The organism is Christiangramia crocea, assembly GCF_022410465.1.
Classification (GTDB): Bacteria; Bacteroidota; Bacteroidia; order Flavobacteriales; family Flavobacteriaceae; genus Christiangramia; species Christiangramia crocea.
This window is the reverse complement of sequence record NZ_JAJSON010000012.1, coordinates 15,599-41,597: the sequence shown is the minus strand read 5'-3', so window position 1 is coordinate 41,597 and position 25,999 is coordinate 15,599. Positions and strand designations below refer to the sequence as shown.

At 38.1% G+C, this 25,999-nt stretch carries 22 protein-coding genes and 1 other RNA gene; 8 read left to right on the top strand and 15 right to left on the bottom strand.

What is annotated here, in order from left to right; translation table 11 throughout:
* The first annotated feature begins 190 nt into the window (after nucleotides 1-190).
* Nucleotides 191-859: a Crp/Fnr family transcriptional regulator gene (locus LU635_RS04030; protein ID WP_240096437.1), complete on the top strand. Its 669-nt coding sequence runs from the start codon at nucleotides 191-193 to the stop codon at nucleotides 857-859.
* A gap of 15 nt (nucleotides 860-874) precedes the next feature.
* Here the strand turns inward: LU635_RS04030 and LU635_RS04025 are convergent, their stop codons facing one another.
* Together LU635_RS04025 and LU635_RS04020 are read right to left on the bottom strand one after the other, a co-directional pair.
* Nucleotides 875-1,288 carry a YeeE/YedE family protein gene (locus LU635_RS04025; protein WP_240096435.1) on the bottom strand — a complete coding sequence of 138 codons (414 nt, stop codon included), beginning with the start codon at nucleotides 1,286-1,288 and terminating at the stop codon, nucleotides 875-877.
* A gap of 4 nt (nucleotides 1,289-1,292) precedes the next feature.
* Complete coding sequence (locus LU635_RS04020; RefSeq protein WP_240096433.1) at nucleotides 1,293-1,850, bottom strand: YeeE/YedE family protein; 558 nt, start codon at nucleotides 1,848-1,850, stop codon at nucleotides 1,293-1,295.
* 267 nt (nucleotides 1,851-2,117) lie between these two features.
* Between LU635_RS04020 and LU635_RS04015 the strand changes: the two genes are divergently transcribed.
* Complete coding sequence (locus LU635_RS04015; protein ID WP_240096431.1) at nucleotides 2,118-3,269, top strand: FAD-dependent oxidoreductase; 1,152 nt, start codon at nucleotides 2,118-2,120, stop codon at nucleotides 3,267-3,269.
* Nucleotides 3,270-3,534: 265 nt separating this feature from the next.
* On the opposite strand, the gene LU635_RS04010 is transcribed toward LU635_RS04015, so the two are convergent.
* Complete coding sequence (locus LU635_RS04010; RefSeq protein WP_240096429.1) at nucleotides 3,535-4,887, bottom strand: MBL fold metallo-hydrolase; 1,353 nt, start codon at nucleotides 4,885-4,887, stop codon at nucleotides 3,535-3,537.
* 217 nt (nucleotides 4,888-5,104) lie between these two features.
* On the opposite strand from LU635_RS04010, the gene LU635_RS04005 reads away from it, so the two are divergent.
* Both LU635_RS04005 and LU635_RS04000 read left to right on the top strand, forming a co-directional pair.
* Nucleotides 5,105-5,473: a hypothetical protein gene (locus tag LU635_RS04005; protein WP_240096427.1), complete on the top strand. Its 369-nt coding sequence runs from the start codon at nucleotides 5,105-5,107 to the stop codon at nucleotides 5,471-5,473.
* A 288-nt stretch (nucleotides 5,474-5,761) separates the two neighbouring features.
* A complete protein-coding gene (locus tag LU635_RS04000; RefSeq protein ID WP_240096425.1) occupies nucleotides 5,762-7,417 on the top strand; it encodes a bifunctional metallophosphatase/5'-nucleotidase in 1,656 nt (551 codons plus the stop codon).
* A gap of 299 nt (nucleotides 7,418-7,716) precedes the next feature.
* Here the strand turns inward: LU635_RS04000 and LU635_RS03995 are convergent, their stop codons facing one another.
* Nucleotides 7,717-8,514: a sulfite exporter TauE/SafE family protein gene (locus LU635_RS03995; RefSeq protein WP_240096423.1), complete on the bottom strand. Its 798-nt coding sequence runs from the start codon at nucleotides 8,512-8,514 to the stop codon at nucleotides 7,717-7,719.
* Nucleotides 8,515-9,223: 709 nt separating this feature from the next.
* Between LU635_RS03995 and LU635_RS03990 the strand changes: the two genes are divergently transcribed.
* Genes LU635_RS03990 through LU635_RS03980 form a run of 3 tightly spaced genes read left to right on the top strand, consistent with a single transcriptional unit; the run spans nucleotide 9,224 to nucleotide 13,045 of the window.
* Nucleotides 9,224-9,766, top strand: a complete 543-nt coding sequence (locus LU635_RS03990; RefSeq protein WP_240096421.1) for a hypothetical protein — start codon at nucleotides 9,224-9,226, stop codon at nucleotides 9,764-9,766.
* Nucleotides 9,767-9,782: 16 nt separating this feature from the next.
* Nucleotides 9,783-11,660 (top strand): hypothetical protein, encoded by a 1,878-nt coding sequence (locus LU635_RS03985; RefSeq protein ID WP_240096419.1) that lies wholly within the window; start codon nucleotides 9,783-9,785, stop codon nucleotides 11,658-11,660.
* Nucleotides 11,661-11,686: 26 nt separating this feature from the next.
* Entirely contained in the window at nucleotides 11,687-13,045 is a 1,359-nt protein-coding gene (locus LU635_RS03980; RefSeq protein ID WP_240096417.1) for a tetratricopeptide repeat protein, read from the top strand.
* A gap of 327 nt (nucleotides 13,046-13,372) precedes the next feature.
* Here the strand turns inward: LU635_RS03980 and LU635_RS03975 are convergent, their stop codons facing one another.
* The 4 genes from LU635_RS03975 to LU635_RS03960 all read right to left on the bottom strand — a co-directional run bounded on the left by LU635_RS03975 (nucleotide 13,373) and on the right by LU635_RS03960 (nucleotide 16,355).
* Entirely contained in the window at nucleotides 13,373-13,993 is a 621-nt protein-coding gene (locus tag LU635_RS03975) for an alpha/beta hydrolase (protein ID WP_240096415.1), read from the bottom strand.
* Between the two features lie 74 nt (nucleotides 13,994-14,067).
* Nucleotides 14,068-15,006: a ring-cleaving dioxygenase gene (locus LU635_RS03970; protein ID WP_240096413.1), complete on the bottom strand. Its 939-nt coding sequence runs from the start codon at nucleotides 15,004-15,006 to the stop codon at nucleotides 14,068-14,070.
* 4 nt (nucleotides 15,007-15,010) lie between these two features.
* Nucleotides 15,011-15,553, bottom strand: a complete 543-nt coding sequence (locus LU635_RS03965) for a YceI family protein (RefSeq protein WP_240096411.1) — start codon at nucleotides 15,551-15,553, stop codon at nucleotides 15,011-15,013.
* 217 nt (nucleotides 15,554-15,770) lie between these two features.
* Nucleotides 15,771-16,355, bottom strand: a complete 585-nt coding sequence (locus LU635_RS03960) for a Crp/Fnr family transcriptional regulator (RefSeq protein ID WP_240096409.1) — start codon at nucleotides 16,353-16,355, stop codon at nucleotides 15,771-15,773.
* Nucleotides 16,356-16,705: 350 nt separating this feature from the next.
* On the opposite strand from LU635_RS03960, the gene LU635_RS03955 reads away from it, so the two are divergent.
* Nucleotides 16,706-17,194 carry a hypothetical protein gene (locus tag LU635_RS03955; protein ID WP_240096407.1) on the top strand — a complete coding sequence of 163 codons (489 nt, stop codon included), beginning with the start codon at nucleotides 16,706-16,708 and terminating at the stop codon, nucleotides 17,192-17,194.
* A gap of 265 nt (nucleotides 17,195-17,459) precedes the next feature.
* Here LU635_RS03955 and LU635_RS03950 read toward each other — a convergent pair whose 3' ends face one another.
* The 7 genes from LU635_RS03950 to ssrA all read right to left on the bottom strand — a co-directional run bounded on the left by LU635_RS03950 (nucleotide 17,460) and on the right by ssrA (nucleotide 25,879).
* Nucleotides 17,460-18,422: a hypothetical protein gene (locus tag LU635_RS03950; RefSeq protein ID WP_240096405.1), complete on the bottom strand. Its 963-nt coding sequence runs from the start codon at nucleotides 18,420-18,422 to the stop codon at nucleotides 17,460-17,462.
* 279 nt (nucleotides 18,423-18,701) lie between these two features.
* Nucleotides 18,702-20,564 (bottom strand): AAA family ATPase, encoded by a 1,863-nt coding sequence (locus LU635_RS03945; protein ID WP_240096403.1) that lies wholly within the window; start codon nucleotides 20,562-20,564, stop codon nucleotides 18,702-18,704.
* Between the two features lie 166 nt (nucleotides 20,565-20,730).
* The gene (locus LU635_RS03940) at nucleotides 20,731-21,699 is read right to left on the bottom strand and encodes a phage exclusion protein Lit family protein (protein WP_240096400.1); all 969 of its coding nucleotides are present in this window, start codon (nucleotides 21,697-21,699) and stop codon (nucleotides 20,731-20,733) included.
* 161 nt (nucleotides 21,700-21,860) lie between these two features.
* Nucleotides 21,861-22,463, bottom strand: coding sequence for a hypothetical protein (locus LU635_RS03935; RefSeq protein ID WP_240096398.1), 603 nt, complete (start codon nucleotides 22,461-22,463; stop codon nucleotides 21,861-21,863).
* A 165-nt stretch (nucleotides 22,464-22,628) separates the two neighbouring features.
* Nucleotides 22,629-23,660: an AlbA family DNA-binding domain-containing protein gene (locus LU635_RS03930; RefSeq protein ID WP_240096396.1), complete on the bottom strand. Its 1,032-nt coding sequence runs from the start codon at nucleotides 23,658-23,660 to the stop codon at nucleotides 22,629-22,631.
* A gap of 49 nt (nucleotides 23,661-23,709) precedes the next feature.
* Complete coding sequence (locus LU635_RS03925; RefSeq protein WP_240096394.1) at nucleotides 23,710-24,849, bottom strand: tyrosine-type recombinase/integrase; 1,140 nt, start codon at nucleotides 24,847-24,849, stop codon at nucleotides 23,710-23,712.
* Nucleotides 24,850-25,479: 630 nt separating this feature from the next.
* Nucleotides 25,480-25,879: a transfer-messenger RNA gene (gene ssrA / locus LU635_RS03920) on the bottom strand.
* Nucleotides 25,880-25,999 lie beyond the last annotated feature (120 nt).

Here is a 25,999-nt window from a genome sequence, read left to right as displayed (position 1 = left end):
AATGGATTTTAGTATTTTATTATTTCAATGAGATATGCCTGAGGCTTACGGGAACTTTCGATAAAGCTTAATGGTGTTAAAGCTGTGTTATTTAAAAGGTTGTGATCGCGAAAATGATTTTTGTCATTTTAGAGGAAGAGAATAGTTTCTATCTTCCGAAAAAGAATAACCCATTAATGAAGGATGTCGTATGTATACTATTAATTATAAACCCTCTTTCGCCGATCTTGAAATTCCTCAGGCGATGCGAGAAAGAGCAGATGTGCTTTTTTTCAAAAAAGGACAGATCGTTTATCAGGAAGGAAGTACTCCCCTCGGGGCTTATTTTGTAGATTCTGGCCAGGTCAAGATAAGTATGCTGGGAAGTCTGGGTAAGGAAAAGATCGTTAAGATTGTTACTGATTCTGAACTTTTATGTTTTTCAGACCTTTTTTCTCATCGAAGATATAGTACCAGTGCCCAGGCTATGGAAGAGACTTCCCTATTGTTTATCTCAAAACGCGATTTTTGGGAAGTGCTCAATGATCGAAGAGATATCTTTTTGAGCTTGCTCTGGCGGCTTTCAGAACAAATAAAAGTGGTTCAGGAAACAATAACCGATCTTGCCTATAAACCGGTAAGAGGCCGGCTTGCCGATGCGATACTTAATTTAAATAACAAGATTAAAGGAAAAGACCTGGAATACCAGTCCATTTCTCTTACCCGCGCCGATCTTGCCGGCTATGTAGGAACGGTAAAAGAAACAGTGAATAGACTACTGTCTGAATTAAGGGAAGAGAAAATAATCTCCACCTCGGGCAGCCGCATAGTAATCCGGGACATGGATAAGCTTATCAGGATAAGTGAGATGTATAATTAAATGCTGGCCAGGGTCTTAATGAGGTAATTTATGCCTTAAGAGGCCATATATAAATGTCCCGATAAGTGCTCCCGCAAGGGTCACCAGGATGGGCAGGTAACCGGCCCCAACCAGGGTATAGATAGGCCCCGGACAGGAACCTGCAAGGGCCCAGCCCAATCCAAAAAGGATCCCACCAAACATATAGCGGGAAAAACTCTTATCCTTTGGTGTGAATTTGATGGGCTCTCCATCTATAGACTTCAATTTATATTTCTTGATAAGATAGGTTCCCAGAACGCCCAAAAAAAGGGCAGAACCTATGATGCCATACATATGGAAAGACTGGAACTGGAACATCTCGTAAATGCGAAACCAGGATGCGGCTTCACTTTTGAACATTACAATTCCGAATGCAATACCTATTAGAACGAATTTTAAATATTTCATCTTCTTAAAAAATTAATGGGAATAAAAAGTGAATCATCACAAGACCTCCAATAAAAAAACCTATCACCGCAATTAAAGAGGGCAGCTGCAGATTACTAAGACCTGAAATAGCATGGCCTGAGGTACATCCGCCTGCATACCTTGCTCCAAATCCTATCAAAAGTCCTCCGATAAGGAGAATGGCCAGCGCCTTGGGATCTGTAAATGCCCCTGTGGCGAATAGTTCATCTGGCAGATATGCTTTACCTGCGCTCTGGAAACCAAGCCCTTCTAAAGTAGAGACGGTCTCCGGGTTAATATCCACCGCAGGATCTTTGCTCAGAAAGTTCGCCGCTATGAATCCGCCAATAACAGCGCCAACCACGACCATCAGATTCCAGCGCTGGGCTTTCCAGTCAAAAGCGAAAAAATCAGCTTTTTTTCCGGCACCGCCAATACTACACATGGTTCGCAGGTTAGAAGACATTCCAAAGTTCTTACCGCCAAATAAGAGCAGGAACATGATCGCTGCAATAAATGGCCCGGCAACATACCAGGGCCAGGGTTCGTAAATCCAGTCCATTCAATCTTTTTTTTGTGGATACTAAGAAAATATGATTTTCGTCATAGCACAGTAACAATTGTTACAGTATAGTATAAAATAGAGATCACTGTGTAACAAAAGTAGCTTTCTAAAGCCAGACCTGTCTATATCTTTGATTTTAAGTAGAGGCTGTTTGCCCCTGAATTATAAGCAAGAGATCCTGCCAGCAACATTTGGGACCCTGGTAGGGATTGTTCATTTACAGACCTGTTATTAAAGAAATCTATAACTGAAAAAACCTTAATTATGAAAACGATCCTGGTATTAGGTGGTGGAACCGGTGGAGTGGTCACAGCCAAAGAAATAGCTAGACACAGCGGAAACGAAGAAGATATCACCCTTGTACGGATCCTTCTTTTCGAAAAGGAAGAAGCCTATGTATTCTCCCCATCACTTCCATGGCTGATGGTGGGCAAGAGAAAGCAGAAGGAGATCACTGAAAAGATAGACAGGCTTCAGACTTCGGGTCTTGAAGTGATCAAGGGAGATATAGAAAATATAGATCCCCAGGATATTTCGGTTACAGTAAAGGGGGAGAAATATAAAGGTGATCATATGGTGATCTCCCTTGGGGTTGAACAAAAAGATATTTATAATCTGGGCCATTATGGTCATAATTTCTTCAGCCTGAAAGGAGCGGAGAATTTCTATACAGAGCTGAAGGAATTCAAGGGAAGTGATATCGCCATCCTGGTTTCTTCCCTGCCTTTTAAAAGCCCCGCTGCACCATACGAGGTGGCCATGCTCGTGGAGGATTATATAAGGAAAAATGGTTTATCAGAAGATACCACTGTCTCTCTTTACACCCCTGAATCGGGCCCCATGGAATTTGCGGGTGCCGAAGCATCAGAGGAACTTAAAGAGCTGCTGGAAAAGAAAGGCATAAGATATTACCCAAACCACGAACTTATCTCAGCATCAGAGAACAGCCTTGAATTCAGTAATGGAAAAAGCTATTCCTACAATCTACTGGCCTATACGCCAAAACATGAACTGCCAGAGGTAGTAAAACAAAGCAGGCTGCAGGGCGATTCAGACTGGATAGAAGTGGACGAAAAGACCCTCGAAACCCGGTTCGCTAATGTATATGCTATTGGAGATGTTACTGGCATTACCACCGAAACGGGGGCGGTCTTTCCAAAGATCGGGGTGTTTGCAAGGCACCAGGGCGAAGTGGTAGGTCATAATATAAGCCGGAAGATCGCAGGGCTGGACCCCGATCGAAGCTTTGTGCCGGAAGGCAGATACTTTATCGAAGCTGGGGAAGGAAAAGCCAGTGAGACCGGTGGCCGATTTGAAAATACGGAGGAAACCCATTTAAGGATGAAGACTCCGGCTCAGTGGGGGCATTTCTCCAAATGGTGGGATGAGAAATTCTGGTTCTTCAAGAACTTTTGATCAAAGGCGATCCCTGGAATTAACTTCAGGGGAATGCAAAGACTTTCCTGTCAGCCTCTTTTTCTATGGTAAATAAAAATTAAAGGAAATCTTCGGGAACTAGCCCGGATCAAATAAAGAATAAAGCTTAATAGGGGTCTAGCGTGAGATGAATTTGCTTCTCCGAATCCAGGGCAAAGAAACCAGCCTGAAAAAGCCTGGAACATCCTTTCTGATAAAAAAAGAGGCTGCCTTTTGGGCAACCTCCTTTCCTCAATCAATTAAACTAAACCTTTTCCGCTTCCTTAAAATCCTTAATAGCCTCGCTAAGGTCAAAGACCTTCTGCTCCCTGAATTTATTTTCCAGGATACTGCTTCCTGCTGCAGAGCGGTATCCGCCCGCACAGTGTACTAAGATAGGCTTGTCAGCTGGTAACTCATTTGCACGGTTTCTCAATTCGTTCAGCGGGATTCCTATAGCCTTGTCAAAGATCAATCCTTCGGCAAGTTCATTTTCGTTCCTGATATCTACAATGGTGTAATTAGCCTTGTTCTTCTTAAAGTCATCAAGATCAAAATCATCTGAAGTCGCAGAGACCTTTCCGCTTAAGGTGATCACACCTTTCATTTGTTTTTCATAGCCTATTTTGGCGGTCCTTTCCAGGATCTCATCTATATCTTCCACCGAGCTCACGGCTAGGTAGAATGATTCATTCGGCTCAATTATCGCGCCCAGCCAGGTCTCATATTTGTCTTTTTCGCTGCGGGCCATGATATTTATACTATTTGGCAGGTGGCCTTTTTTATAGGCATCGCCATCCCGTACATCTACTACCGTGATACCTTCTTCAACTTTATCGGCGGCTATATGCAAGGGAGCACGATATTTTTCCTGCTGAACATTACCTGCGCCATTTCTGTTAAGGTCTACGTTGAAACCGAAGTAAGAAGGAATGAAGGGCTGATCTTTAAGAAGCTCTTCCACGAATTCTTCTTCGGACTGGTCTTTAAAAGCCCAGTTGGACATGCGTTCATTTCCCAGGGTACTTGAGGGAGAATCGCTCATGTTCTTCCCACATAAGGAACCAGCTCCGTGCGCCGGATATACCAGTGCGTCATCAGGCAGGTCGTTGAACTTGGTCTGTATGGTCTCGTACATGGCTTTTGCAAGTTCAACCCTTTTAGCCTTCATATTTCCGGCTTTTTCACGCAGGTCGGGTCGGCCAACATTGCCTATAAAAAGCGTGTCTCCCGTGAATAATGCAGTTTTTCCTTCTTCTTCGGCTACAAAGGTAAGGCTGTCTGGCGAGTGACCGGGAGTGTGTAAAGGTCTGAAGCTGGTCTTCCCAACCTGGACGCTCTGGCCTTCATCAAAAGCTTCATGCGGATAGCTTACTCCAACTTTCTCACTTATATATATAGTAGCACCGGTCTCCTGATGGATCTGCAAATGTCCGCTCACAAAGTCGGCGTGAGGGTGAGTCTCGAAAACAGCGACGATCTTCGCATTGTGTTCTTCTGCGAATTTATAATACTGCTTCGGGTTACGGCTTGGATCAACCAGAGCAATCTCTCCATCGCTTAAAATAGCATAGGAATAGTGCGCTAAAGGATCATCTTTGAATTGTTTTATTGTCATAATTCTTCTTGTTTTAAAATTCACTTATATAGAACTGATAAACAGAACTTTTGATTTTTTATAGGGACAAAAATATCCTCATTCGGTGCCTTTCGCAGTAACAATTGTTACAATAAGGACATTAACCGAATCCCATGGTCCTGCCAGCAGAGGGCGAAGAGGGCTATGTAACCAAAGTCACAAAACACCAGAGAGAGAATCTTTACATTTGGGCTTCATGGATCTAAAACCATACATAGCACTCTATTTCATCTTTGTTTTCTTCGGAAAATTTGTAGTGATGGATTCAAAGATCCTGCTGGCTGTAATGGATGGTGACGAGATCGCGTATAATAACCCCTTCTGTGAGAAGCATAAAAGGAAGGTTCCTGCAGTGGCTTTTATGGACACCATGGAAAGCGATTCTGAGGGTTTCGATCTTACTATAGAATCCTTGTGTAACAATCCCCTGACATTTGAACTTTTCAACTGGAACTATAAGAATATTAAAGTGAAATCCCGGGAATACGCTTATTATACTCCCTCCCTGCAGGAGTCTGTTCCGGACAGGTTTTACCCTCCCCCAAAGATGTATTCTGCAGGTTAATATTGCAGAACTGAACTGAACCTACTGCCCTTAAGATATTGAAGTGACCGGGCAATATATATATGATATTTCCAAGGGCCGAAGCCGGAGCAGAACAGGGAATCCTGGTTCTCTTCAGGCTTTCCGGATCGGAATTATTCGGCTCCATGGAAAAGACATAAAGCTAAGCTGACATCTCAGGAAAGACTGAATATTGACAAATACGTATAAATAAAAAGGTGGCAGACTTCTCCGCCACACACAATTATAAAAATCAGAATACTACAGTATAACCCTAACATAAAACTTATGAAGATTAATTTGAAAATATTTTTCTGGATACCTGCCATAGTGGGGCTGTTAAGCCTTGCCGCCTGTAACCAGGCAACCGGAAGGGATTCAGACAAAACAGCTAATAAAAAAGATACTCTCAGCATAACCGTGCTGCAAACGGCCGATATTCACGGGCAGCTGGACCCACACCCCGAACTATTCTGGGAAAACGAAAAGATAGTTTTCAAAGAAAGGGGCGGCCTGGCAAATATCAAGACCCTTTTTGAGAGAGAACGTAAGAAGAACCCGGGGCGTACCATTATCGTAGATGGTGGGGACCTGATCCAGGGCAGCGGATATGCGGCACTTTCAGAAGGGCGTATCTTTCCGGATCTTATCAGCGAGATGAACTACGATGTGATCATTCCGGGAAACTGGGAGGTAGTCTACGGAAAAGAAAGAATGATGGATATTATGACCCATTATAACACCCCGGTTATTGCTCAGAATATGTTCCATGAAAAAGATGGGAAAGAACTTTTTCCTCCTTACTGGACAAAGGAGATCGAGGGGGTTAAGATAGGCTTCATAGGCATCAACGATCCCGATGTCCCGGTGCGCCAGAATCCTATTTTTAGTGAAGGCATTACTTTCAGCGGGATAGAGGATGAGGTGAAAGAACTTATAGACACCGTCAAGAAAGAGGAAGAGTTAGATGTTCTTTTTCTTATCACGCATTTTGGGGTGTTTAAGCAGGTAGACCTTGCCGACCGCGAACTGGCCAAAGAAGTGGATTATATCCTGGGGAACGATACTCATGAGAGACTGCGCGAGCCTATACAGGGAAAATACGCCAAGGTCACTGAACCTGGAGCTTTTGGCTCCTTTGTGGGGAAACTGACCTTACATTTTGTTGATGGAGAACTGGTGGGAGACGATTATGAGCTTATGGATGTGGATCCCGAAGTATATCCGGCCGACCCGGAACTTCAGCGACTTGTGGATAAGGCCAAGGAACCTTACGAAGAACATCTGGAGACAGTGGTTGGTTATACGGCTACTCCCATTTACCGTTACCTCACCGTTGAAAACCCGATGGATAATATGATCACTGATGCCGCAAGGTGGAAAACCGGGGTGGATATTTCCATTTCCAACGGTTTCAGATTTGGGAATCCTATAGTACCTGAAAACGGAAAACCAGCGCCCATCACCCGAGCTAACCTGTGGAACCTGCTTCCGGTAAACGAAAAGGTGAAGACCGGTGAAGTAACAGGTCAGCAGGTGAAAGACTGGCTGGAAAGGGAAATGCATAATGCCTTTGCAAAGAATCCTACCGAACGTTTTGGTGGCTGGCTGGTGAGGTTCTCAGGGATGCAGGTAGATTTTAACAGCCAGGGCGAAAAAGGAGAACGGGTACAATCCATAACCATCAATGGGGAGCCTATGAAAATGGACGAATATTATACCATTTCGGCCTGTGTGCGTCCCGGGGATCCTGTGGATAATCTTTGCCGAATTCCCGATGTGAAGAATGTTGAGGTAAAGGATTATTATATCCATGATGTGGTTGAAGAGTATCTGAGAAAGAACTCTCCGGTATCTCCCAAACTGGAAGGTCGTGCCTATTGTGAGTATTTAGGACAGTATTCCTTCTCCACGGTGCCCAAAACAGATTATAAATTTCAATAGTTAGAGAAAACTGTTTTTCTTACAGGCCTGCCGGAGTTTGATCATCTACGGCAGGTTTTTTTTTATGGAATGATATCACATGATTTTACAGATCCATGGAGATGAATCCATGCTTTTTCTCATGAAAAATATGAGAGAGGGATATGGAGCAGAGGAGCCTGGTAAGTAATTCCGTCAGCATTGGCGAGGATCTTACAAGGCCTGGTGAGCGAGGAATTATATGAGTGGTTTATTGAGCTTCCAAATAAAAAAGGAAGGAAAGGGCAAGACCCAGACCTTCCTTATTATCCTGTTAAAATTTATATGATCTCTTTTCCGAGTATATAGATCCCCATCAGGAGGACGAACCAGCCAAAACTTTTCTTTAGTTTCTTACCGTTAACGAATTTATTCAGGTAACCTCCCAGAAAGATCCCGGCGATGGACAGACCTGTAAAGATTATGAGGAAAAACCATTCGATCTTAAGGTTCTGAATATCTCCTATAAAGCCAATGAGAGACTTCACAGCTATAATGAGAAGGGAAGTTGCCACGGCCTTTTTCATCGGCAGTTTAGCCAGGAGTACCAGGGCCGGGATGATAAGGAATCCTCCCCCGGCACCTACGATACCGGTAAGCGCACCTACCACTATCCCTTCAATGAAGATGAGCGGATAGTTATACTGCACCTCGGTCTCTGTCGTATCATCCTTCTTCTTATCACTGATCATGGAAACCGAAGCTACGATCATAATGATCGCAAAGAATATCATAATGCCTATATCCTTGGTCACTTCAAAACCCCAAAGAGTGAAGATATGTTCGGGGATGGCAGGAACAAGGTATTTCCTGGTAGCGTAAACGGCTATAAATGCGGGAATGGCAAAAACCGTTGCCGTGCGAAAATCTACCAGTTTGTGCTTCATCGTGTTCAGTGCGCCCACCAGGGCCGTGAATCCCACCACAAAAAGGGAGTAGGCCGTTGCGGTGACAGGATTCACGGCTAATAAATACACCAGTACGGGTACCGTGAGTATGGAGCCACCGCCCCCAATAAGTCCTAAGACCACTCCGATCAATAATGCTCCAAAATATCCAATAAGATCAATTATTTCCAATGTTCCTGTTTTTAGTTAGGCGAGCAAAAATAACCTACGATTCCGCCCGGGGCAGTAACAAAGGTTACAGTAAGTGTCCTAAAGAGCTTTATAAATGCAGGAACCACGGCCGAGAGTAACAGCATAAATTCCCGGCTAGAATTGTAATAATCTATTAATCAATGAATAGCATTAGGTTGTCTCAAGAAAAATTAATTTATATCAACAGATGCTGGAGCTTAAACCGTTTTCTAAGATCAGAACAGGTCAGTTTATTGAGCTGGTTCAATTTGATATGTTATGAAACCAAAAAAGATATGGGCAAACTTTGGGGTCGAAGGCATTGAATGAATCCAGGAATTCTACCAAAGCCTGGGACTCAGGCTAAATGGCAAGCCTGCTAAGGATTTAGTAAGTCTTCTTCAGCGATGATGATTTCAGATAATATAGATTTCTTTCTGTTTCACATCTAAGACTGATTTTATCTGTAAAAGAATGCCATTGTACAGAAATCATACAAATGTGAAACAAAATACGTAAATCCTTATATTAACAAATCACGGTTCTAAATAGTGGAGTCGGAAGGGCTTGCGCCAAAGGCGGATGAGTCAGGCGAAATGACTTGGTAATTGAATACATTTTAATATTGGTTTAAAATACCTTTTTAATGGTATTGACCTGCTTTAACATTTTTTTAAAGTTTGCCTTGTGAATTTAAGCCCTGTTTATCATGAAACCGAATTCCATCGTGATCCTGCTATTTTTTACCATTAATATATATGGGCAACAGGTTCAGAGATTTACGAAAAATTTCGAGACGAGTGATGGTATTTATGGTACGGTAAAGATATCGACCAAACCTATGACCTTCTCTGGTGGTTCGATTATGATCCAGCAAGATGCTGTAATTGTACAGGGTATTAGGTATGAAGGACAAACCTATTCGGGAAATCAGTTGTCGTCTCTGGGAATTCAATTTCCTATAGAATGCTCTAATTGCTACTTTACAGCAAGCGGAACCGTTAGTATGCTAATTCCGGGATCAGTTGAAAGAGATTTCGGAAAATTTGAAAGTGGAGGATCTGTGCATAAGGGAGGTTTTTTAAAAACCAATCAGGAGGTGATTTTTTCTGACAGTGTAAAAGAGCGTCACAATGCCAATAATCAAAATGGTTCTCCCTGGGAAAAAACCGGAAGAGTAGAAGAATTAAGAATTTCTGAAGTTCAGGGTGCAGATTTGCATAGGATTATCGATTCGGTAAATAATCATTGATTAAAACTCATATTTAATGAATAAAAAATTAATAATCATAGTTTTAGTCTTGTTTGTGGCTTCAAATAGCTTAGCTCAAAATGACCGAAAGTCCTTACTTATAAATCATCGCACTCCGGATAATATTCAAATTCGCATTGAGATAGATTGGTGGTGGGGACCGGTAAGAACAATTCAGGTATATACTAAAAATATTGTAATAGAATGGGCTGGAACAAAATATGGGCGTGGAAACAAATTACAACATAATGGGAAAGTTTATGAGTTCCCAATGAATTGTTCTGATTGCATTTATGACATAAGTGGTTCTGTGACCATTGATACAAGATCTTACAATTTCCAACAAAGAAGGCTTGGTAATCGCAGACAAGAAAGAATAGACCCAGATTTAAACCACAATGAAATCGATCAAATTGAATGGGAGAATAACGCCTCTTTGGATTCTCCTTTTGTAAAAGCTTCTAACATTTCGGGAGCAATTCTCAGAGACATTCGAGCAGCTGTTGCAGCATTTAACTCCTCTCCGGAATCGCAAACTACTTCAGCTTCCAATTCCACAATGGGTAAAAGAAATTGGAACGGTCAGGCCCATGTAGCCCATGTTGCAGAACTAGAGCGGAAAGCCAAAAACAAGTCTGGCGATAAAAGTAATGGACTTTCAAGAGATGAATTTCATAAACAGCATGTGCAGCAAAACAATGCTGCATATTATGAGAGGGTAAAGCAGAAAAAGTCCAACGATAATGCTTCGATGAAAGAATTTCAGCAACAACAGGAGCAAAAAACTTCGAACATTATTGAGGAACAAGAGCAAAAGCGTAGGGAATACTACGAAGAATTAGAACAGAGGCGAATTGCCCAGATAGAAAAACAACGGATAGAGAATGAAAGGATGGACAGGGCGGCTACACAGGCAGCACAGCAGATTCAAGGGGGTAATTATGTGGGGGCAGGTATGACGCTTGCTCAGGAAGCGGCTAACCAGGGATCTGCAGGGGGTGCGGCTGTAGCAGCCGGAGCTGGAATCGTCGCACAGATTTTTCATGATGCTGCAAAGGAGAAGGAACGAAAGAGACAGGAGGAAGCAAGACGGTTAGAACGTGAAAGAATTGCGAGAGAAAGAGAAAGAAAAAGGCAGGCACTCCTGGCCAGTCAGAAACGAGAGTTCAACGCTTTGGTAGATGAAATAAGAAGAGGAAAAAAGGCCATAATTCGATCCCGGGAGAATTTTTTAAATTCAGATATAAGTTATACAAAGACTTATGATAAGTTCGCGAAAAATGGAGAGCCTATTTATTTGTTTTTTACCGAAACTAATAAGAATTATAACTCCTACAAAGAGAACGTTTCGTTTCCTAATACCATGGAAATTACGATTGAGGACAAGGTAGAGCTCCGGTTTTCCCCGATTATCGCGATTTATCCTAACTCAAGTGGAGAATACCCTTATTTAAAAGATTTGTTTGCGCAATTAGAAACAGAATATTTTAAAAAGTCTACTTCTCACTACAAGCTTTATAACTGGCGAGGAACTTTGCCCGAAATACAAAAACTTTATTCAGCAGTTTCTGAAAAAGCTTTGAAATCGAATTTTATTCCAAAGATACCTTCTGGAGAGTTGTTGGTAGAATTTAATAAATCCCAGAATTCAGAATCAGATGATGCCTACTGGGCTAATGAACAGCCAATATCTCCCAAAACTTCTGGAGATGATTACTGGTCGTCGGATACTAAGGATCAGGAGTCCGTTTCAAAGCAGCCACAAAAGCCCAATTATTGGTCGACATCGGTAGAAATGAAAACAGACTCTCTCTCCATACCACGGGTAGATGAAAAATCCGACTACTGGTCAGAAAAAAAGAAACAAGATTCTATTCCGGATAACTTTAATTAAACCTAAATAACTGAAATTTCTAAATCATGAAGTTAAAATTACTTTTTATCGCAGTAATGCTATGTCTTTTTTCTACCCAGGCTTTTAGTCAAAACCTGGCCAGGGCTTATTATATTAAAGCAAAAGAAGCCTATTCTGGTAATCAATATACAGAGACTCTTGAGTTTCTGGAAAAAGCTGAAAAAGAATTGGGTAATACCAATCCGGATATTTTATATCTGGAATTGATGTCCAGATTTGAGATCAATAAAAGAGATAAAAATATTCCGGAACTTTCAAAAGAATTCATGCGCACTGCAAGGTCTAGTGATGATCGCACACAACAAGTGAGTATGATAGCCGTAGAACATAAAGAATTGCTGGAGGCCGATAGAGAAGCTGAGGATAACGCCTATAAAATGGCTGTTAACACTAAAAGTCTAAAAGATCTGAGATCATATTTAAGTAAATATCCGAATACTTCAAAAGCGGAGGAGATAAAAATAATTCTGGCAGATAAGGAAGCAAAGGACTTTGAAAATGCCAAATCGGTAAATACAGCCAAAGTTTACGAAGAATATCTGGAAGATTATCCGGAAGGAAGATATATGGATGAAGTTAACGACCTTCTTGCAGAGGCCCGGGAAGAAGAATTATACAAGAAAGCTATGAAACTGAATGATATTCAGATTTATAATACTTATAGGATTAAATATTCTACAGGAAAATATATTGATGAGATTGAAGAAGCCAGAAAGAAGGCCATCCTGGCAAAAGCTAACCGACAATTTGAAAATGAAGAGTTTGGTTTGGCAAAAAACACCTACCAACAGTATAAAGCTGATTATCCCAGGGGAGAGGAGGTAGGTTTTGCAAATGAAAGGCTTGAGGATATCGATCAGGAAATGAAAAAAGAAGATCGGGTTGCCAATCAGACTTCCTCCAAATATATTTTAGGTAGTTACTCAAGTAACGAAATGTTTGGACTGGAATTCGGTAGAATGAGTTTGAGAGGAGTTGGAACCTATTTTAATTTGAACGCTAATCAGAATGTGGGAAATACATCGATATTATCTTTTTCCGGTACTGAGAAGGAATCAGTTAGTGCTGCTTCCGAAGATTTTGAAGAAGCCAAGCTAGGTGCAAATTTTGGATTCACTTTCAAGGTGTTATATCCGCTATGGGTGTATGCGGGGGCCGGTGTAGTTTACACTGACTATTATTCTGAGAATGATGGAGAGGTAATATATTATGAAGTAGAAGGGGTTGAAAATATTCAGTTTTACCCGGAATTAGGCCTTCAGGTTAAATTAGGGAATGTGGCAGTACTCAAAGCAGGAGGTGCGTATATTGATGGAGAAATCTATGCGAAGGCAGGTTTTGGTTTCCAAACGAAAATTTGGTAAGCTGGTAAAGTTAGTAGCTTTAGTTAAAAAAGGCTTGTGTTCTGAACACAAGCCTTTTTTGCTGGTTTTATGAGCTTTTCCCTCGGTATCTTCCATTAGCAGGATTTTACCCCCTTCAAAAACTCTTTTTTCACCTGTTAAGGTTTCTATCTCTATTTGTCCATCCAGCAGAATAATATATTGTCGCTCCGCAGCATTATGAAAATCAAAATCATATGTTGGCAGAACTTATCTGAAAATAATCCCTTTTGTTGCTCAAGTGCTTACCACTATTCCTTAACGAAGCACAATCTAAGTTCTTGTTACTAAGTAATTTTCAGGATTTTCTTAATTTTCAAAAACCAGTTCATTAGCCTTTTCAATCTCATCCTGGGAAATGGTATGCGGCCTGTTATCATAAATCGTTACGCTAACTTTGGCATTCATACTTTCCATTATTTTCTGAGTTTCCTTTACTCTTTCTACTGGCACGTGGGCATCCGGATTTCCGGACCCTATAAATACCGGGGTGCCATTGAAATTTCCGCTATAGTTTTCAGAATAAATCTTATCCCCAATGAGTCCGCCGGTAAAAAGTACTATTCCCCCAAATTTTTCTGCATTTCTGGTTACGAATTCTGCTGTTAGACAGGCGCCTTGCGAGAATCCTCCAAAGTAAATATTTTCAGCAGCGATGCCTTCACTTTTAATATCTTCCAGAAGCTGATGTAGGATTTCTAAAGCCGAAGAAAGCCATGGTTCATTCTGACTTGGCGGTGCAAGAAAGGAATAAGGATACCAGGTGTTATTAGTTGCCTGAGGTGCGAAAAGAGCAAAATCTTCGGTATTTAAATTATCGGCCAGGGAAAGTATCTGCTGTGCATTACCACCACGGCCATGCAATAGGATCAGCACCTTCTTTGCTTCTGAAATATTTTTCCCGCCTGTAATTATATTTTTTGTGTGCATAATTTTAGTTTAAAAAAAGAAAAAGTCCGGAGAAAATGTCTTCAAATCTTTACTCCGAACTTTCATCTGTAAATTTACTGTTTCAATTCCGGCAGAGCTTTTTCTATCTGCTCCCTAACGCCTTTATACCTGTCTGGTAACTGAAGGCTGCTTCCCAGTTCTTCTACAGTTTCATCTGTAGCAAACCCGGGGTTATCTGTCGCGATCTCAAAGAGCACTCCTCCCGGTTCTCTGAAATAAAGAGAAAAGAAGTAATCCCGATTGATTTTCTCAGTGATCTGCAATCCTTTTTTAAGAACTTTCTCTCTCATGGCCATGAGGGTTTCCTCATCTTTTACCCTGAAAGCTACATGATGGTTTGTACCACCAGCATTAAGGCCTCTGGGCAGATCTGGTATCTCCAAAAGATCTACTATCGCGGCATTTTCAACCGTATCAGTTTTATAACGGGTTAAGTTACCTTCAGATTTAACTTTTTTGTATCCAAAAACTTCGGTCAATATCTCTGCAGTAGCAGCATTGTTATTCAGGCTTAATGTAACTGCATGAAAACCTTTAATAGCCACATTTGCCTTTACTTCTGCAGTTTCAAAGCCCTTTCTCTCGTCCTTATGTTCAGTTTCAATAAGGCTTAACTTTAAACCATCAGGATCCTGAAAGGGCAGTTTTCTCTCTCCAAACTGCTCGGTAATCTGGTAATGCCTTACATTCTTTTCTTCAAAACGATCTTTCCAGAACTCAAGGCTGCCTTTGGGTACAGAATATCCTATCTCGGTAGCCATCCCTGAACCGTCTTTCCCTTGCCTGACATTAGTCCACGGGAAAAAAGTCAGAATGCTTCCGGGAGTTCCTACTTCATCTCCAAAGTAAAAGTGATAGGTTTGAGGATCGTCAAAATTCACTGTTTTCTTTACCATTCTTAACCCGAGGGTTTTGGTATAAAAGTCGTAATTTCTCTGTGCATCACCCGCAATTGCGGTGATATGATGCAATCCTAATATTTTGTTTTCCATGATTTCAGGCTTGTTTTACAAATTGTAATTCCCCGTTGATACGTACGTCATCACTTACCATAACTCCACCGGTTTCCAGGGCTGCATTCCATGTTAATCCAAATTCCTTACGGTTGATCTTCCCGCTTATTGAAAAACCGGCTTTTTTCTGCCCATAAGGATCTTTCATCATTCCACCGTGTTCCACATCAAGAATCACTTCTTTTGAATTTCCTTTAATCGTTAGCACGCCAGTTAATTTATAATTATCCTCATCCAGTTTTTCAAAGTCGGTTCCTTCAAATTTAAGCTCTTTATTCTTTTCAGCATCAAAGAAATCTGCACTTCTAAGGTGGGCGTCACGATCTTTATTATTGGTATACACTGAATTTGCTTCTACTTTACTTGTAACTTTGGCGCTATTAAAATCCTCTCCCTGGGAAACGATTTGCGCATCAAAATTTTGAAATTCCCCTTTAACATTGCTTATCATAAGGTGCTTTACCTTAAATGTAAGTTCGCTGTGTGAAGGGTCCAGTTTCCAGATAGTTGTTTTTGTAGTATCCATAAAATTTGTTTTTTTAATTATTTCTATTCAAAGATCCCTTAATACTTCTCCGATTTCGTTCACCTATGTTAACTTCGAACGGGATCTTATTTTCACTAATTAAAGAAGGTTAAAAATCTGCATATAGTTTTTTAAAACCCTATAGAATTAGACTACAAGGATTCATATATAACGCATCAAAATGATTCACTTATGTTAACTTCGAAAAGAAGAGGATCTACCTTTGGACAAGATTTTTGCGAATTCTGCTCAAAGACTGCGGTTTGATCCCCAAATAAGAGGCTATGAGATATTGGGGAATACGCTGAATAAAATATGGGTGTTTATCTGAAAATTCCTGATATCTAAGCTCGGCTTCCTCACTTATGGTTTTTGCGATTCGCTGGTGCAGGGAGGCCAGGGCATTTTGCAATAAGATGCGGAAGAATTTATCAAAGAGGGGATGGGAGCAGCAAAGTTTATCGTAATCCTGGCGATTAATGAGTAGGGCTGTGGTAGGCTCCAGCGTTTCAATAGTAGAAACAGCAGGCCTCCCCGTAAAGTAGCTGGCAGCATCGGTGATCCAGTATTCTTCAATAGCGAGTTCGATGACATTTTTATCGCCTTTCTCATTTACATAAAAAGAATATGCAGAACCTTCAATAATAAAATACTGGTATTTACACTCAACCCCCGCCTCAGCGAGTAATTCTTTTTTATCGAAAGACCTTTTAAAGGAATATTTTTCAATAAGATCAAATAATTCTTCGGGAATTTCACTTCCCAGGCTACGTTCAAGATTATTTTTTAGAATTTCCAGCATAATATTAACAAGATTCCCTAAAGATAGAAAATCTCGTTTTGCTTATTTTTAATACGATATAAAAACTTTTAAGTGCCCCCTTTTAGTTGAAGATAGGGTTGTATTAACGGTTTGTGGCTATAGCAAGTTGCGGGAGTAGGGCCGCGGTCCCGATAGCTATCGGGATGTCGGATTAACTATTTTCTTTCTTGATTTCTAAAATTACACTTTTTCGATTAAACCCGTTATTTGGTATAACCGATGTTAGGCAAAGTAAATTTGCAGAATTTTTTCGATTGAGAAAATATTACAAATCCTTTAATACTCTAAACGTTAAGGTTTTAGTATTTTTAATTAAAACCATAAACGATATGAAAAAACTAATCAATCTTTTTGTACTACTCATCTTAATTGTAGGATGCGAAAACAACAATAAAGAACTATCAGAGAAATTTGAGAAACTTCAAAGTCAACGAGACAGTATTAGCCAGGTTCATTCCAAGTTTAAATCTATCCATGATGAAATGTTAAAAAAGTTTCAAAATTTTAATCAGAAACTAGGATCTATGGATGTACAGGATTCTACGATTTTTGAAGATGTAGCAAAACATTCAACGATATTGGAACAGCATGATGCAATCATTAAAAGCCATGATGAAATACTTGAAGGACATAAAGAAATGAAAACAAGCTTTGATGAAAAATCTGAAGCCGAGAAAAAAACTCAGATCGAAGAAATGATCGCAACCCACAAGAAACTTATGGAAGAACATAAAGCGATGGAAGAAGACCATAGCACAATGGAAAAAGAGCACGAGGAAATTATGGTAAAATTGGATAGCACAGATACTTCCAATTAATAATTAAGATTTAGAATTATAAGAGCCGCTGGTCATATAGGTCAGTGGCTTTTTCTATAAATCCCATTTTAAAATACACTTAGAATTTCAAACCCGTATATTTTATTTTGCCTAACCGTCCCGGTTATCGCCAGTTGGCGGAGTAGGGACGCGGTCCCGATAGCTATCGGGATGTTGGTTTAGTATTGGATTGTTGGTCAAGTTAATTATTTTCTTTCTAACGCTACCGCTTATTGGCGATGAACTTTTGTTCGCAACTGTTGCTTTAATAGACCTTAAAAGTTTTATACATATTTCGGTCTATAGCATTCGGAATTTCCGAGATTAATACGTAAGTACCTTGCTTAAGCTGAGTTTTAAAATAACCTGTTTCACCTTCCTCTAAATCCTCTACGCCACCTAAAAATGTCAATCCTTCTGGAATTGGAGTTCTAAAAGCTTTAATATTAGCAGCATTAATCCACCTGCCTAATGTATCCAATTTTGAAATATTGTCAAGTCTAACTAAGTTCACATCATGGCCTAAAAGTGTTTCATATTGCTTTTGATCCTTAAAGTTGATAGCTAACTGGTAATTTCCGGCTTTAATTGAATCTTGAAATGTAATTCCTTCTTGACTTGAAATACTTATTTGATGATCGTAAGAGGGTTCTTTGAGGTCATTTGTTTCCTCTGTCACCTGAATTTCTTTTAACATTCCATAGAATGCATGAGGCATGCCATTGGGCATTCTAACATAGCATTCCATTACATAGGTTCCCGGGTGCATGTAAATTGTAGATTCAGCTACACTCTTTGGAGAAATTAAACCAACACCGCCACCCAGTTTCACATCATTCCACCAGGCTGGGACTTTTTCAAATTCTTCCATAGCCTTTTCCACTTCATCATTTATTAGATGATTAAAAGCCGCTTTAAAAGGTGGTACTAATTCATTGTTATAATTGTCAATCGTTATCCCTTCTGGCATCTTTTCAAAAATGAAAAAATGAGTTTCTGAAGATTTATTGTTATACCTGAAAGTTGTCCATCCAGATTTAAGGCGAGATGGTATTTGAAAATCCATTTCATTTGTTACTACTTCAATGATATTTTCGGTATTGTTAGCTTCAATATTATCCTCTTTTTGATTCGGATTATTTTCTTTGTCATTTTTACAACTTATCAAAGGGACTATAAATATTGATAATACTAGTAATGACTTTTTAAAGTTAGAAACTGCATACATAATATTAGAATTTAATTAGTAGTCAATTGTTTTAATTTCTGATTATCAGATGTTTGTGATGTTTCTAATTTAATTCTTTTTTTCTTTTTCAGAGTTAAGTAGTAAAAATTAAGGTAGTTTTTTGCCATGGGCAATTGTTGCCAACGGTTTGCGGTTATCGCAAGTTGCGGGAGTAAGGACTCGGACTTGTCGGATTTACCATTTTGTTTCTTGGTTTCTAAAATTACATTTTTTCTACAATACCCGGAATTTGAGATGAACCGCTGTTATCTCTAGCCTTTAACTATTTGCTTTTTTAATATCTAAAACTAACTGCTGTAATTTTTTATTTATCTCTGAATCTTCAACTGAAAATCCATTTCTAACAAGCTTTTCGGCCACCTTTAGTTTATCAATTTTTCTTACTGTTTTTGCAGTTTTTTGAATGGCATTTTCAATTTCTTTTCTTAATTCCTTACCGTCGATTCCTGTAAGTTTGCCATTTTTATTTTTTTGGATTTTTTGAAATAAGTCATTGCTTAACTTTATTGAAGGTTTATAATTTGGTTTTGCATCTAAGTCAATGAATTGACATCTATCCCCGAAATCAGATTTATCAATTTGTATATTTTTGATTTTATGAGCATCTTTTACAGCTTTTTCAAAATCATCAAAAGGAATATAATTTTCAATTTCCCGTAATCTTGTTAACCAGAAAAATGCATTATTTTCTTCAAAAACTCCCTTCAATTTCTTTTTCTTTTTATTGTATGGTTCGGTTGCCTTGGATCTGTCACTATCCATTATGAGCGCGTAATTCTGGTTAAGGGATTCAATAAAATCTAAACTAAAATCACCGTTGTTCTCCAAGAAATGTTTATAAGAACTTCCACCATAGAACATAATGCTATAATCTTCCTCCTCAACCAAATTTTCATCTAACTTCTTAATTAAATAGTTTAAATAGATTTTATCGCTTGGTCCTTCAACCCACAATAAATAGTTTGTTTGAAATAAGTCATTAGGTTTATAACCTAATTCTTTTAAAACATCAACCTTTTCTGTCTTAATATCAGAGAAGTTGATCTGAGTTTTTCCATTATTTTTAGATACGATAAAAATTGAATTCTGAGGAGAATTAATAAATATTGAAGAATGAGTTGAAATAAAATATGTGTGCTCAGAAAATAAGCTCATAGCTCTAAAAAGCAATCTTTGCCATTTGGGATGTAAGTGGGTTTCTGGTTCTTCAATAAAAATTATATGACGTTCCTTTCTATTAAGGAATATTGGGAATAATATAATAATTAATGTTTGAAGTCCATCTCCTAACCTATAAATTGGGAATTGTGATTCTTCTCCAATTTTAATATGCAAAACATCATCGTTATACTTGGGAATTAAGTTGATTTTGTCTTTAAAAACATTTTCGCTTAGAAAACTCTCAAATTCTTTTATCTCATTTCTTTCATTTTCATCACCCAATAATAAACTTTTTACGTTTTCATAAATTGAAAGACCGGAAAATACGTCACCATTAGGAGTTGAATTTTGAAAATAATCGTGTCTGGTTCTTTTAGAATAAATATCATCTTTAGAGAAATTCTTTTCTTCTTTAGCAATAGGTCTAAGCCCTCTTAAGATAGGTATGTAAATTCGTTTTACTTTTTCATTTTCAATTCCTAGGCTTTCTAATATGGCAGTTAAATTATTTTTTTGCGAACTTATATTTGATAAATTTCTAATTAAAAGATGACGCTTACCTTCAAATATTACTTCGAATTGATTTTGTTCTAAATTTTTAATAAAGTTATGGAGTATAGTTATTTGATCAAGGGAATTCTGATTTCCATCAATATCATTAAGTGCTTTCTCAAATTCTTGTCGATGTATGTATTTAATACTGTGACCATCTAAAACTTTAATAACTTGGAAAATATCTCTAATTAGCCTAACTGAATTTTTAAAGATTGATTCATCAATTTCGTAGATGAATTTAATGTGATTGGATCCTGAAAATACTGTTCTTAAAAATCTACTTTTACCGGTGTTATTTGCTCCCACTATTGTATTTAGCTGATTTAAATTTGTAATCAACCCTAATTCATTTGGGATATCATAAACGGCTTTTAAAGATTCACTTATTTTTATTCCTTGGAGCATAATCTTCTTTAAAGGTTAGAGATAACGGTCTCGGTTATCGCCAGTTGGCGGAGTAGGGGACGCGGATTTGTCGGCTTAGTATTGGTTCTTTGGTCAAGTTAATTATTTTCTTTCTAACGGTGCCGCTTATTGGCGATGAACCGTTGTTATATCCAGTGCCTTAGTATTAAGTTTCTTTTGCAGTTGATTTAATTTCTTCAATTAATGGTATTCTACCACCATACCTCTCTTTTACTTCTTCAACTTGTTTTATTGAATCAGTAAAATATTGCTTTGGATTTTTAAATTCTTTAGCAAATAAAATCCATTTTTTAAATATTACTTGCCATTCCATTATAACCATAACAGCTATCGACCAACTCATATTATCTTCTTGAAAATTCCAATAATTGAGCATATCTAAAAGCCTTTGATGAGGATTGGGGTGTTGTCCACCATTCAAATTTTCTGTTGTTATAAATAAAGAACCTATAGCTGTAGTATATCCTGATGCTAATGAACCAATAAGATTTTTATCCGTAATACCTTCGAATTTTGAACAGTATTTTAATGCAAATTGGTCAGCTTCCTTTTCCATTTCTAAAGCTCTTTCGTCAGAAATTTTAGCACCCGATATTTCCTTAAAATGATCTAATATAATATGTGCAAATTCGTGATATACTATAAAGTTAATCCCATTCAAACATAAAAAATTTGTTTTACCTACGTACTGATCAAGTTCTTTGCTATATAATTCAGGATTAGGAAGTATTTCCTTATCCCAATAAGGAAATGAATTTAAAAGTGCTCTTCCATATTCAATAACTTTACCACCTAATTCCCATCTGTCTTTGTCATAGGAATTTTGTTGTGGCATTCTTGCCATTATTCCGTAATTGAAACACCATAAGAAAGATAAAAAAGAGTCGTGTAGCAGAATTTCATTTCCATTCGTATACGGGCCAATAACCTTGGAATTTTGAGTAATTATTCTAAGATTAATTTTATCTAAATCTTTTGTTGGAAACTCTCTTTTTAATATTGATTTAATCTTTTCGAATTCTTCTGTAATAGAAAAAATTAAAACTCTACTCGGTTGGTCGCCGGGTTGATAAAAATTTCCGTAAGTATAATAATCACAAAAAAAATCTGTCATAAAAGTTGAATTTTCAGAGGCATTGGATATAACGGTTACGGTTAACGCCAGTGTGCGGAAATCAGCACGCGGAGTTGTCGGCTAATAGTTTTGTGTTTTGGAGTTCTAAGTTATTGTTTTTCCTGGAATACCCGCATATTGGCCGTTAACCGATGTTGTGGTTAGTTTTTTTTCCTCAATAATCCTATCATTTGTCCTATGCCTATTCCGATGTATGTTCGATCTTTATTAATTTGTAGCATAGGGGAAAGGGTCAATCCATAAAATCTTGTAAAGGGAAATTCTATTTTTGGATTTATTATTAAGCTTATGGTATTGTATTTATTATATTCAAATGAATAATTTTGATTTACAAAACTTCCTTCTATGGGTTGCCAATTAGTAGGTTCTCGTATTACCGTAAATCCAAGTCCAAAAGAAATATTTGTTCGTATAGTACCTTTTTTATTTAATGGATAAATTTTTCCTGCCAAAATCTGGAAATTTTCCATTTGATCATAAGGATCAGCGAGACCAAAAGTCAAAATACCGAATAAGCCCGAAGAATAATTTTCAGGTGCATTTTTCGCTCTTCTGATAAATCCAGAATATCCTAGTTTGAAAGAATATTTTTCATTTAATACATAATTGGCATGTATATCAATTCCCAAATAGTTTCCAATTGTTATTTCACTAGTATGATAGATTGCATTGTTTTCAGAAAATTGAGCATTTAAATTATTTACACTAAAAATAAAAATAAGGATAAAAAGTATCTGTTTCATTTATAGGTTTTATTTAAAAAATTAACCACAACGGTTACGGCTATCGCAAGTTGCGGGAGTAGGAAGGCGGACTTTTCGGATTAACCATTTTCTTTCTGGGTTTTTAAAATTACTCTTTTTCGGCAATACCCGTTATTTGTGATGAGCCGATGTTGGTGAGAGTTTTTAGTTCTTAATTTCCTCGTCATTTTCAATATTCTTATACCATTCTTCAATTTGTTCAATTGTATAAGTTTCTTTTAAAACATCGTTATTATTATATAGTCTTTGTATTGTCTCTTTTGCCTTTTCATCGATACCATTTACATTACCTAAGTGTTTGGTTATAGATTCCTTATAAAAACTTAGTAAATTCTTAGTGTTTATCCTGGCGTTCGTTATTTCTGGATCTTCAATGTTATTATGTTCCAATAAGGCATTCAATTTCCAAGCTAAACTATATATATTTTTATCTACCTCTTGTAGTTTTTGTTTTACATCGTAAGTGATTTCTAAATCGGCCTTCATTTGATAAGTATCTTCTTTTATTTCCTCCACAAAATTTTCTAAATCAAAGCTTGAATCTTCTATCTGAAGTTGAATCCCATCTACCATTCCACCAATCCTTTGAACTACATTTTCAATTTCTGTAGTGGTTTCAAAAGTGTTATTCCACATTTCCCTTATTTGAGTTTTATGCTGCTTTTCTAATTGTTTCCTAATATCCAAGGTAGCTTCAGAGTATTTTTTCAAAAAATTGCTTGATTCTTGTTTAAGGAAAATCGATAATAACTCTCCTTGTAGTAATGGTTTATTAGCGCCGTCGCTTCTTACTTTGTAAACTCCAGCTTGGGTACAATGTGGTTTATGTTTACTTGATGGAATTTCAATTCTGTAAAAGGGGGTGTATTTAGTATTTTCTTGATGGATTGATATTTTTATATGTGGAAAACACTGGTTTGCCTTATTGATTATTTTTAATTTTTCTTCATCTCCTATTTCACATCCGACAACTTTTCCTTTTTGTGATCCATCAGGTTGTATTTCTTCATCTACTCCTAGCAAAAGTGTTCCTCCCGTGTCAGAATTTGCAAAAGCAACTAAATCTTCTGCACTTATTTTTGTAGTTCGCTTGAAGTCAACATCAAATCCTTCTTCCTTCTCAAGTAAAAGTTTTGCTCTTTTTGAGATTCCGGCATATTTGTTTTTACCATGCATATTTTAAAAAATTCTCACCAACTCGTTATATGATGGTAAATATACTTTTTTATCCGAGAATGTTCCGGGATAAACGGAGGTTTGCAAGATCTTTACCGTCCTGGCTCCGTTCCATTAAATCTTTAATACTTCTGTCCAATGGACTCTCAAGCCTTGTTAGGTCATGTTGAGTTACATGAGTATAGATCATCGTTGTTTCCGGTTTAGAATGTCCTAACAGTTCCTGTATATACCTCAAATCAGTTCCATTTTCCAGCAAATGTGTCGCAAAACTATGACGTAAGGTATGTGGCGTAACTCGTTTCTTGATCTTTGCACTCACACAGGATTGCTTGAGAAATTTGCGGATAGATGAAGGGTTATAAGGTTTGCCATTATAACCTTCAACCACATAACGGTGAGGCTCATAAGTTTGAAGGTAATTGTAAAAAAGAGGCAAAAAACTTTCAGCTAGCATCACATAACGGTCTTTCCTGCCTTTTGCCTGTTTTATATGAATTTGCTTTCGGTCAATATCTATATCTTTTAGTTCTAGCTTTATGAGTTCCCCAATTCTAAGTCCCGAGGAATAGATAAGTGCCAGCGTGCAACGATGCTTTAAATTCCTGGTTACTCTCAATAGGTCAAGTACTTCTTCCTTGCTCAGAATTCCCGGAAGATACCTGCTTTTCTTCGGCCGTTTCAGCAAAGAAATATCAAAAGTTGCTGCCCCGGTAAAATCAAAATAGTGTTTCAATGCGCTAATACATTGCCTATGGGTACTTATCGAATATCCCTTTTCTGCGATTTCAGATTCCACAAATCTGGCCACGTCATTCTCGGTTATCTTTACCTTGAAATCATGAAACCTTAAGAACTTTTCAGCAAAAGACATGTAAGTGTTAATGGTACTTTCACTATAGCGAAGACCTTTGAGATAACGCAAAAAATTCAGCACCTGTAGGTTATCACTTTCAAGCGTTTTTTGTTCCGGAATTTTTGAATAATCCAGGAGCATCTCATTGGCTGTGATGTTTTTTTGGCGAAGATGTTCATTCAATTCTCTCAAGGCCTTTCGGTTAGATTCCACATAAAAGCATCCGTGGGTCTGCGTCCAATGAATACTTTTAAGCTCTTTTAGGCTTTCTTTTATCTGAAGGTCAAATTTGAAATCGATTCCAATTTGGTTCCTGTTTTTGTGTTGAAACAAAAATAAATTTACTTTTTTCATGGCCGTTACTATATTCAATCAAACATGTCTGAAAAACAGTTTTGTAAGTTTAATAATCGATTAAATCTTACCTGTTAACATAAGTCGCACTCTAAATAACTTCACTTAGAATTTTAGATTTGTATGTGAATTTGAATTAGATTAAATATAGCTGAAAAACAGATGCTTAGATGATTTAATTTTAAATATTATTAGGGTCAAAAGGTCATAATTTGTTTCTTTTCATCGTATAACTTCATACTGAAGTATTCCGCTTATAATATCATATTTAAGAGCTCAAACAGAATAAGCAAAGTAGGAAATCGGAAACTGAGAAAGCTATTGTTCCTCTGAAGCTTTACTGTTTGTGACGATAATAAAGCCTGTAGAGAATTTTATTAATGCATTGTGGAAACAAGGGATGAGTTAGAAACGCCGTATGAAACAAGCTGCTGAAACAGGCATATGCCATAGCCAGATCAAAAACCTTCTATCAGGAAAATTATATGTTGATATTAGCTTAGAATTACTTGGATTATGGCTTAGTTCTTATTAAAACGAAAAAACCTGCTCAGGCAAAAAAAGCTTAGCAGGTTTTCAGGTTTTAATCCGCAGCATAGCTGCGCTTAATTGTGGAGTCGGAGGGGTTCGAACCCTCGTCCAAACAAGCAATTCAGATGCTTTCTACACGTTTAGTCTTCACTTGATTGTCGATGCAAGACCGGCCGAAGACCACCAATCTTACACGTATCCTCGCTTAAGTTTCGGAACCGCATCAAGGCCCTGCAGTTCCTATATTTACTTTATCGGTGCCCCGAATGCGAACGCCGTAAATCAAGGCTTTCGCGGGACATCTTGGCTCCCTGTCTTACAGGGACTAAGAGTAACCTACTGTGATTCGGTTACGCAGCCAAGGCGTAGTTATTCTCGCCGTTTAAAAAAGTGTGAAATATGAGATTTACGAGCTATATCCCAGCGCTCGACGTGCTTACAACTCAATTAGACTCGCTGTCAAAACCAAGTCGACCCCATAAAATAATGAACATCTTCTTTGTTATAATGGCGCCCCCTTCTTTGAAGGGCCGGGCTTTACGCTGTATCTTTTTTCAAGCGCTTCGACAAGCTCAGCGCAGCCAAAAAAGGATGCCGC

Bases quoted from the DNA above. Each gene is read 5' to 3' on its own strand.
- LU635_RS04030 (WP_240096437.1), top strand. From the start codon at position 191: ATGTATACTATTAATTATAAACCCTCTTTCGCCGATCTTGAAATTCCT.
- LU635_RS04025 (WP_240096435.1), bottom strand. From the start codon at position 1,288: ATGAAATATTTAAAATTCGTTCTAATAGGTATTGCATTCGGAATTGTA.
- LU635_RS04020 (WP_240096433.1), bottom strand. From the start codon at position 1,850: ATGGACTGGATTTACGAACCCTGGCCCTGGTATGTTGCCGGGCCATTT.
- LU635_RS04015 (WP_240096431.1), top strand. From the start codon at position 2,118: ATGAAAACGATCCTGGTATTAGGTGGTGGAACCGGTGGAGTGGTCACA.
- LU635_RS04010 (WP_240096429.1), bottom strand. From the start codon at position 4,887: ATGACAATAAAACAATTCAAAGATGATCCTTTAGCGCACTATTCCTAT.
- LU635_RS04005 (WP_240096427.1), top strand. From the start codon at position 5,105: ATGGATCTAAAACCATACATAGCACTCTATTTCATCTTTGTTTTCTTC.
- LU635_RS04000 (WP_240096425.1), top strand. From the start codon at position 5,762: ATGAAGATTAATTTGAAAATATTTTTCTGGATACCTGCCATAGTGGGG.
- LU635_RS03990 (WP_240096421.1), top strand. From the start codon at position 9,224: ATGAAACCGAATTCCATCGTGATCCTGCTATTTTTTACCATTAATATA.
- LU635_RS03985 (WP_240096419.1), top strand. From the start codon at position 9,783: ATGAATAAAAAATTAATAATCATAGTTTTAGTCTTGTTTGTGGCTTCA.
- LU635_RS03980 (WP_240096417.1), top strand. From the start codon at position 11,687: ATGAAGTTAAAATTACTTTTTATCGCAGTAATGCTATGTCTTTTTTCT.
- LU635_RS03975 (WP_240096415.1), bottom strand. From the start codon at position 13,993: ATGCACACAAAAAATATAATTACAGGCGGGAAAAATATTTCAGAAGCA.
- LU635_RS03970 (WP_240096413.1), bottom strand. From the start codon at position 15,006: ATGGAAAACAAAATATTAGGATTGCATCATATCACCGCAATTGCGGGT.
- LU635_RS03965 (WP_240096411.1), bottom strand. From the start codon at position 15,553: ATGGATACTACAAAAACAACTATCTGGAAACTGGACCCTTCACACAGC.
- LU635_RS03960 (WP_240096409.1), bottom strand. From the start codon at position 16,355: ATGCTGGAAATTCTAAAAAATAATCTTGAACGTAGCCTGGGAAGTGAA.
- LU635_RS03955 (WP_240096407.1), top strand. From the start codon at position 16,706: ATGAAAAAACTAATCAATCTTTTTGTACTACTCATCTTAATTGTAGGA.
- LU635_RS03950 (WP_240096405.1), bottom strand. From the start codon at position 18,422: ATGTATGCAGTTTCTAACTTTAAAAAGTCATTACTAGTATTATCAATA.
- LU635_RS03945 (WP_240096403.1), bottom strand. From the start codon at position 20,564: ATGCTCCAAGGAATAAAAATAAGTGAATCTTTAAAAGCCGTTTATGAT.
- LU635_RS03940 (WP_240096400.1), bottom strand. From the start codon at position 21,699: ATGACAGATTTTTTTTGTGATTATTATACTTACGGAAATTTTTATCAA.
- LU635_RS03935 (WP_240096398.1), bottom strand. From the start codon at position 22,463: ATGAAACAGATACTTTTTATCCTTATTTTTATTTTTAGTGTAAATAAT.
- LU635_RS03930 (WP_240096396.1), bottom strand. From the start codon at position 23,660: ATGCATGGTAAAAACAAATATGCCGGAATCTCAAAAAGAGCAAAACTT.